General features: G+C 35.7%; 3 protein-coding genes. All 3 read right to left on the bottom strand.

Going from position 1 to position 9,149, the window contains the following annotated elements:
- Positions 1 to 1,337 (bottom strand): M14 family zinc carboxypeptidase (locus ACQ0RB_RS15555; RefSeq protein ID WP_430499599.1); only part of this gene is annotated, 1,337 nt, incomplete at its 3' end.
- Positions 1,338 to 1,465: 128 nt separating this feature from the next.
- Positions 1,466 to 2,284 (bottom strand): hypothetical protein, encoded by an 819-nt coding sequence (locus ACQ0RB_RS15550; protein ID WP_430497969.1) that lies wholly within the window; start codon positions 2,282 to 2,284, stop codon positions 1,466 to 1,468.
- Between the two features lie 165 nt (positions 2,285 to 2,449).
- On the bottom strand, positions 2,450 to 9,149 hold a 6,700-nt coding region (locus tag ACQ0RB_RS15545), incomplete at its 5' end, for an HYR domain-containing protein (RefSeq protein ID WP_430499597.1).

Below are 9,149 nucleotides of genomic sequence, written 5' to 3'. Positions count from 1 at the left end.
TGACCAACTAGTGTAACTGTTGCTTCTACTGGGTTATTAGACACAGCGTCTTTTACAAATCCTTGAAAACCGTAAGTTCCTTGTATTAAATATTCAATTAAAGCTTCACGGTTATAATCCCAGTGATCATCTAATTGTGATGCAGGTATCACTTTAGTATTTGAAAGCTCAATAGTTACTTCTTTACACTGTTTGTAAAAGTTCATGTAATCTTGACGACCACCATATACTTGATACCAATCAGCACCTTCTGTAACTCCTGGCCATTGATAGTTGCTATATGTAGCGTCCATATATCCAGAAGGACTATTGTTTTGACAGTTTACAGCGTACTCTTTACTTACTAAGAAAAACCAATCGCTATCAGCATGATCTGTATGCGTATTGTCAAAAGGATAGTTAACAACTTCGGTTCCACCATGAAAATTAGCTGAAAGCACAAAATGATTATCTTCTGCTAAAGCTAAAAAATGTTGGGTTTCAATTTGATATTCTTCTCCATCAGGATGAGCTCCTGCAACATTATCTGGATAGTTTCTATTTAAGTCCACATTATTAGCGTTTGCTCGACGTGAATTTACAACTGATGTGTTAGAAGCACTATTGTAATATGTTCCATCTGGATTTGCCATTGGATTTATCCATATTTCAGAGTTATTGATAAGACTTGTAATTCTAGCATTATCTGGGTGTGATGGTGTTTTATAAGCAGTTATAAAATAATCAATTAAATCTAACATTAAAGGATAACCAGTAATCTCATCACCATGCATTGAGGAGGTGTACATTAATTTTGGCTCAGCTTCTTCAGTAGCGATGTTGTCAGATAGTTTAATAAATAGTAAGCGCTTGTCTCCACCACCTACACCTTCAGTGGTTCCGCCAATATCAACTAATTCACAAATATCAGGATGCATTGTAGCAAACGCATACATTTGAGCTTCATAGTCTGCGTAAGTTGGGTAATAAGTTAAAGGAAAAGTTAATGGGTATGAACCTTCAGTCGAGTTTACAGTATTTACCTGATTACTCATAACTATACCATAGGCTTCATTGTCTACTGCGTTTACATTGAAACTAAGGTTTCTTTCTAAAAATAAGTTGAATTGTTGTGTATTAGCCCAAGCATAAACTGTTTTAGTAGAAGGGTCATAATTAAGTATAGATAATTTATCTGTGAACTCTTGAAGTTCAGAAACATCTTCTATTTTAAAATCAAAATAAACTTCTTTTTTCGAATCTAAATATTGTTCGGCTTTTTCTAAGCTAGTTTGCGCTTTGGCATTTATGCATGCTAAACAAAGTAGCGTTACAAGTAGAAGGGTAGTCTTTTTCATCAGTTTTAAGTGTTTAATGAATTATTAGGGCGCTAATATATAATTAATTTTTAAAAAACATCCATAAAATGCAAAAAAATCCGATAAAGTGTAATTTTTTAATTAATTCGTAGTATTTCGATTACGTTTTAATGCACCAATAATAGTTTACTAAGAGATGCTTTATTGTTGTTTTCAATCTGTACAATTACTGTACTAGATTGTATATTGTTAATTGTAGTTTTAAAGCTAGAAGAGAAAATGTTTTGCTTTTCAAAAAGTAGTTGACCATTAATACTATAAACTTTTAATGAGTTAATTGTGGTTGAGTTTTGTGTATCAACATTAATTTGAGAAGTGTTTTTTATGTATCTAATACTAGCAGATTCTAACCCAAACTCATCAATAGATAATTGTGCTGAGCTATTGGCAAAGTTGATTAAAGAGAGGTCGTTGGTGAAAGTTATATGATACCTGTTTAAGTATTCTCCACTGTAAAGTGAGTTTATATAGTTGCTATCATTAATTGAGGTAAAGGTATTTAAATAGGAATCATATACATACACGTCTATTTCGGTTTCAAAATTCTCTAGAGAATTCAATGCAATTTGGACTTCGCCTGAGTTGCTCAAAAACATCCCTAGCGGATATTGTTTTGAAATATCAAACTCGCCTACACCTTGAATGATATAGTTTTGATCATTAATTCTCCAACTTAAATCATCGGGAAGGTTTTCAATGTTTAAGGCATCATAACCGTAATCAACATCATCAGTAGCTGAATTATCAGAAGTAAAACCTAATAAAAGGTGTCTGGTATAACCTAATGGAGTGATAAAGTCTACTCTAACACGTTGTATAGTGCTAGATTGAGTTTCTTGGTTGCTAGTGTTTTGGCTATTGGTATTAGCAAATACAGCAATGCTTAGTAATAACACAAGCAGTGTTAAGTAGGTAGTTTTATTCATTTGATTTGGGGTTAAATGAACATAATATGTTTAGTTGCAGGCTAATATATAAGAAATAATCAGTTTTATCTATTAAACGCACAAAAAATCGACGAAATACATGAAAATAAAAAAAGAGCAAGATATCTTGCTCTTTTTGAATAACTTAAAAATTTGGTGCTTTAACTAGTACTTAACAATAACTTTTTTACTGTATGAACTAGTATTTGTTTCAATTTTTACTACATAGTTTCCTTCAGAAATGTTCTTTACAGGAATTCTTAGTTCATCAGAAAGAGGAAGGTTAGTCATATTCCATGATTTTACAACCTGTCCAGCAATATTTATCATATAAATTTGCTTAGCATTGATTGACGAAGGTGTTTTAATGTATAACTCATTAGAGTTATGTAAATAATTTACAGTAATATCTTTAAGTTGAGTATCAATTACTGATAGTGAATTGTCTTCGACAAATACAATATTAAACCTACCATTATAATCACCTGCTTCAAGGTTAATGTTAAAGTTACTGTAGTTGATTTGAGTATAACTATCTTCAGTACTGTCATATACAAAAACATCAATGTCTTCATCAAAATTTTCTAAATCAGTTAATGAGATGCTTACATTTCCTTGATCGCTTAGATGGATATTAAGAGGATATGTGTTTAGTTCATCAAACTCGCCAACACCTTGAATAATATAATTGTTATCTTCTATACTCCAAGAAGCATCATTGGTTAGTTGATCTCTATTTTGCGCATCATATCCATAGTCAACACCATCAGTAGCTTCATTATTAGGAGTAAAACCTAACAATAAATGTCTACCAGCATTTTCAGAGGTTGTTACTTTTAATCTTAAGCGTTTAATACCATCATTGTATGCTTCACTTTCACTGTTTTCAGAGTTTAAATTAAGTCCGTTTGACCTCATAAATACAGAAGCTCCACTTGTTTCTTTAACAAAAGTACGCTGAGAGTTATTAAAAGTAATAGTACCACCATCAGCATCAGCTAGTACAAAGAAACCTTGACCAACTGGTACATATCTTTGTGGTATTTTTCCTGTATTACCTGAGCCATTAATTTCAGGAGGTGTTACAGATGGTACACCACCTAATTTAGTGTAGTATGCGTAAACTCCTTCATATTCAGATAAGTAATGCGAGTTGTTAGATGGAGCTTGCTCCCAAAATATAAGTGCGCCATCTAATAATGTACTGCTTCCAAGAGGTCCATTATCATCAATAAAAGTATTTGCATCTATTGCTGAAGGATAAGGGTTACCAACTAAAGCAAGATTTAATCCACTTATTGAGTGAGTAATAGTACCATTGTTTGGTTGTCCTCTAAAGGTGTAAGTTTGATTTGGTGTTGCAGCTCCACTACCTTTTAAGGTAAATCCAAGTCCTACATTTACATTGGATGTGGGATTAATAGATATCCAAGAGCTGTAATCATTGATAGCACCATTTAGGAAATTATATAACCAATTGCTACTTAATGTAACAGGGTTAGTTGCTCCATTAGCATCATAGCCTGTAGTCCAACTCACAGGATTGTTGCCATCGTAAAGAATACTTCCAATAGCATACGTTCTAGAGTTACTAGCGCCTAATGTACTTACAGGGCTTCCCCAATAATTATAATTGTATAGGTTACTTGTTCCTTCTTGATCACGTTCTAATCGTCCAATGCCTGTATAGTCAACAATACTATTATTCGGTTGTAATAACTGAGACTCACCAACTAAATCCAGTACACCATCAATTTTTAAATATTTGCTAACGTTTAGCTGTTGGTCATTGGTAATGCTATATCTGTTAGCGTCAACAAGTAAACCTAAAACAGTAGTTGCTCTATTTCCTGACGTTACATCATGCTGAGTTCTTACAATATTCCAGTTTACTGAAGTTCCATTAATACCATTGGTGTTAGGAACTTGTTGTACAGTACCATTTAACCATGTGTTTTGATTGTTCCAAGTTCCGTTTTGATTACTTACATAAGGAAGAGGAGAAGTTTCTTGCTGCGTTGAGTTTATGTTCAATAAATTACCATTAATTCCGCCAAGGTTTGCATTTAATAGCCCTCCAGTAACATCAAAGGCTTGATTCATTTGATAATAAGCATCAAGATTTGCCCAAGTTAATCCAGCAATATCTAAACCTAAAACAGAACCTCTAACATTTGCACCATTTTGCTCAATTTCTTGATTCATCATTTCACGAATTTGGGTAGCTGTAAGTGCTGTATTCCAAATACGTAATTCATCTAACCAACCGTTAAAATGGTTAGTTGGCATGTTAGTGTTTCTGTCCATTGCGCCTAATAAAAATCTTCTGTTGTTTGCATTAGGAGCACCACCTGTGTTACTGTTTATTTCTACACCATCTACATAAAGCCTATATGTTGAACCATCAAATGTAACAGCTGTATGATACCATCTGTTAGTGGTTAATCCAGTTGCAGAAACTTGTCCGCCACCATTCCATCTAAACGATAGTGTATTATTTACTAATCTTAAATCAAAACCAGTACTTAAGTTAAGCGCATTCCTTTTAGAATAAATAGTCTTGATGGTTCCAAGTGCATTTGGTTTTACCCAAATTTCTATACTGAAAGGACCGTTAAGATCAAAATTATCATTGAATGAAACTGTATCATCAATACCATCAAAATCAATATTATTACCACAGTTAGGGAAACTAATATTAGCCAAAGTGGCTTGTGAATTACCACAAGGAGAAGGATTTGTAATAGTCCATGTAATACTGTAAGTGCCACCACTTTCACCTATAAATGTAGCATTAGGGTCATTTACGTTAGAAAAACTAAAACTATGTCCAGTACTTGAAGTTGCTGACCATTGACCAGAACCGTTTCCTGATAAAGTAATTTGAGCAGTACATCCAGTAGCAGGAACCGCAATAGATGCTGATGCTGTTGTAAATGGAACTATGGTATAGGTAACAGAGTCAGATGTGTTACTACAAGGAGCCATGGCTGAATTTGTTGTATAAGTCAATGTTACACTGCCATTAGTAATATCATTAGCTCCTAACGTATAAATAGCATTAGGATTGTTGTTATTGAAAGTTCCATCACCAGATGAAGACCAAGTAGCAGTTGTGCTTCCTCCTAAGGTTGCGTTAAGGTTAATGCTGCCACTTGTTTCACAAATGGCTTGGTTAGTACCTGCATCAACTACAGGTAAAGGGTTGATAGTAACAACTTTTGAGTCTACTGCTACGCCACAAGGTCCTGGAGGATTGTCAGTAGTATAAGTTAAAGTAACTGAACCATTGGCTATATCAGCTGCACTTGGAGTATAGATACTACCAGAGAAGTTACCAGTTCCTGATGTGCTCCAAGTAGCTGAAGTAGCACTTCCACTATAGTTAGCAGAAGATAAGTTTACAACATCTCCTTCACAAATGGTTACATCGTTTCCTGCATCAACAGTAGCCGCTTGATTAATCGTTATAGTTACAGTGTCGCTTGCTGAACCACAAGGTCCACTAGGATTATTTGTGGTATAGGTAAGCACTACACTTCCGTTTGTTATGTCAGAAGCTCCAGGAGTATATATGTTGCCAACAAAGCCACCATCACCTGCTGTACTCCAAGAAGCAGAAGTAGCACTTCCTCCATAAGAAGCTGAAGATAGCGTTACAGAATCTCCTTCACATATCGTTTGATCAACACCAGCATACACTGTAGCTAAAGGATTTATTGTAACTACCATGGTATCGCTATCGCTAGGACATATTCCATCACTAGGTGTGTTTATTGCTGTAAGTGTTACAGAACCATTAAAGATATCACCAGCACTTGGTGTATATGTGTTACCAGAAAAGTTACCTGATCCAGAAGTTGTCCATGTTACTACAGCGTTTGTTCCTGAATAAGTAGTTGAAGAAAGGTTAACGGTTTCTCCTTCACAAATTGTAATATCGTTAGGAGCAGTCACTGAAATAGGCTCGTTAACAATAACACTTTCTGAAAGTGCATTGACGCAACCAACACCATTACTATTAGGTGCACTTGTATACTGAATGTTGGTTAGGGTATAAGTTCCTGCACCAAGTCCAGGGAATGTTACTGTGCCACTAGCTCCAATATTAAAAGTGCCTGCTGGATTACTATTAAAGTTATAGGATACAGTAGTGTTAGGTGTTCCAGTTACTATTACCTCTTCTCCTTGGCATATTGTAGCTGGATTGATAATACTAGCTGTAGGGTTTTCTAAGACATAAACTTGCATTGTGCTTACAATAGGGTCACACAACGGATTCCAAACATTGTTTGATATTAAACTTATGGTGATTACATCTCCTGCTTGTGAACTAGGAGGAAGTGTATAGGTGCTGTTTGTAGCGTATAATGGTCTAGTCGGAGGATCTATAGTGGTAGAGCATGGATAAGGAAATGGACCAGCCCAACAAATATCCCAAACAGTATATGGTGGTGGGTCATAAGTTCCTGTAGTAGAGAAACTTCCACCTGCGCCATTGTCACTCCATTCCCATTCGTAGGGTTGAATGGCGCCTACATCTCCATCCATGGTAACGATAGGGGTGCCTTCGCATACATAAATATCTGGACCAGCATCAATATCATTAGATGAATAGCTAACCACCACACCTAAATTGCGAGGTTGGGAAGTGCCACAGGCATTACTTGCTGTCACAGTTATATTTGAAAGTACGGAAGCTCCAATTATATCTACTTCTATTTGATTGGTGCCTTGACCATTTGTTATAAGCATTGATCCAGGGACTGTCCAATTGTATGTCTCTACATTTGGGTCGTCAGCAACATAATATATAGCCGTATTAATGGGGCATAAAAATGAGCTAGGTCCATTAATCTGACTAGGTCTAGCAGGCGTACCATAATAAACGGTTATGGTACCATTAGTAGTTGTAGTATTACAGCTGTTGTTTGCAGTTATGGTATAATTAAACTCCCCACTTAAACCATTATTTGGGTTTCCATTAATAACTAAATTGCCAGTAGTTGAATTATAGCTGTAATTGACACCAGTAGGTAAACCTGTTACTGTAACAGATGATGCATTGGAAATATTGAAATTTATATTTTCTACAGTTCCAATGGGGTTTCCGCCAGTACGACAAACACTTTGGTCAGCACTAGCTGAAAGTAGAGTTATTGAAGCGTTTGGATTAACTGTTACAGTTATGGAGTCCATATTAGAGCAACCATTTGAAGAACCTGTGACAGTATAAGTATGTGTGCCAACACTCGGTGTAAAAGGTACTCCATTAGGTATTCCGTTGCTCCAAGTATAGGTTGTTGCTCCGTTTCCAGTTAAGGTTAAAGAATCGCCTTCACATATAGTTATATTTGTTGCACTTCCATTGGCTAACCCTGTTACACTAGGAATAGGATTTATCACCATTGTTAAACTTTCAGTAGCAGGTATAGGAGTAGCACATGTAGCGTTTGATGTCACAGAAACTGAGATGATATCTCCATTATTAATGGCTGAGGAACTATAAGAGTTGGTATTTGTTCCAACAGGGTTACTATTAACATACCATTGATAAGAAGGGTTAGAGCCTCCATTTGTTAAACCTGTTACAAAAAAGGTTAAATTATCTCCATTACAAGCAGGATTAGCCGATGCGTTTAAGTTGAAGGTTACAGGTAAAAGTGGGTTAACAGTCATAGTAATTGTGTTACTACTCACTGCTGCAGCACATACCGAAACACTTGAAGTCATTTCAACTGATACTTGATCATTGTTGGTAAGTGTACTTGTAGTAAAAGTATTGCTATTGTTTCCAACAGAACCACCATTAACAAACCATTCATACGATGGAGTTGCTCCACCATTAACAGCTGTAGCAGTAAAAGTTACTGCTTCACCAGCACAAACAGGGTTGTTGTTTGCACTTATAGAAACTGAAGCGCCTTGAGAAGCATCAGTTATGGTTACCGTTGCAGTACAAGAATCAGAGTTTCCTGAACCATCAGTTACAGATAGAGTTACTGTATTTGTTCCAATGTCATTACAATCAAAAGTAGTTTGCGACAATGTCATATTTGCAATTGAGCAATTATCCGTAGAGCCATTGTCTATATCATTAGCAGTAATTGTTGCTAAACCTGTTATTGGGTTTAACTGTAAACTTAAACTTTGACATATTACATTTGGTGCTTCATTGTCAACTACTGTTACAATTTGAGTACATGTTGTTGAATTACTGTATCCGTCAGTAGCTGTCCAAGTTACTACCGTTTGACCTAGAGGGAAAATAGCAGGCGCATCATTACTGTAACCAACACCACAATTATCATCTACTGTTGGAGTGCCTAAGTTTACACCACTAGCAGTACAAAGTCCAGTATCAGCATTTACAGTAATATCTCCAGGACAAGTAATCGTAGGAGGTGTTACATCATTTACAGTTACAATTTGAGTGCATTGACTACTATTTCCTGCTAAATCAGTTACAGTCCAAGTAACTGTCGTGTTTCCTAGAGGGAATGTAGCAGGTGCATTATTTGTGATGGTGTCAATGCTACAGTTATCATTAACGGTTGGATTGATTAATGTTACGCTAGTTGCTTCACAATTACCATCTGCATTTACTGTAATATCAGAAGGACAGCTTATAGTTGGGTTTTCATTATCATTAACTGTTACAGTAAACGAACACGATGTTGTATTACCAGCAGTATCTTCAATTTGAAATGTGTTTGTAGTAGTTCCTACAGGAAATGCGCTTCCTGAAGGTAAACCAGCAGTTTGAGTAATAGTAACCGAACCACAATTATCAGCACCAGTAGGAGCTGCATAGGTTACGATAGCAGAACATAGTCCAGCATCATTAGTAGTTGTAATATCAGAA

This window comes from Gaetbulibacter sp. PBL-D1 (assembly GCF_050509525.1).
Lineage (GTDB): Bacteria > Bacteroidota > Bacteroidia > Flavobacteriales > Flavobacteriaceae > Gaetbulibacter_B > Gaetbulibacter_B jejuensis.
The sequence above is the reverse complement of the archived record's forward strand: the minus strand, read 5'-3'. Positions and strand labels throughout refer to the sequence as shown.

Excerpts from the sequence above, each read along its gene's own strand:
- ACQ0RB_RS15550 (WP_430497969.1), bottom strand. The coding sequence starts at position 2,284 with ATGAATAAAACTACCTACTTAACACTGCTTGTGTTATTACTAAGCATT.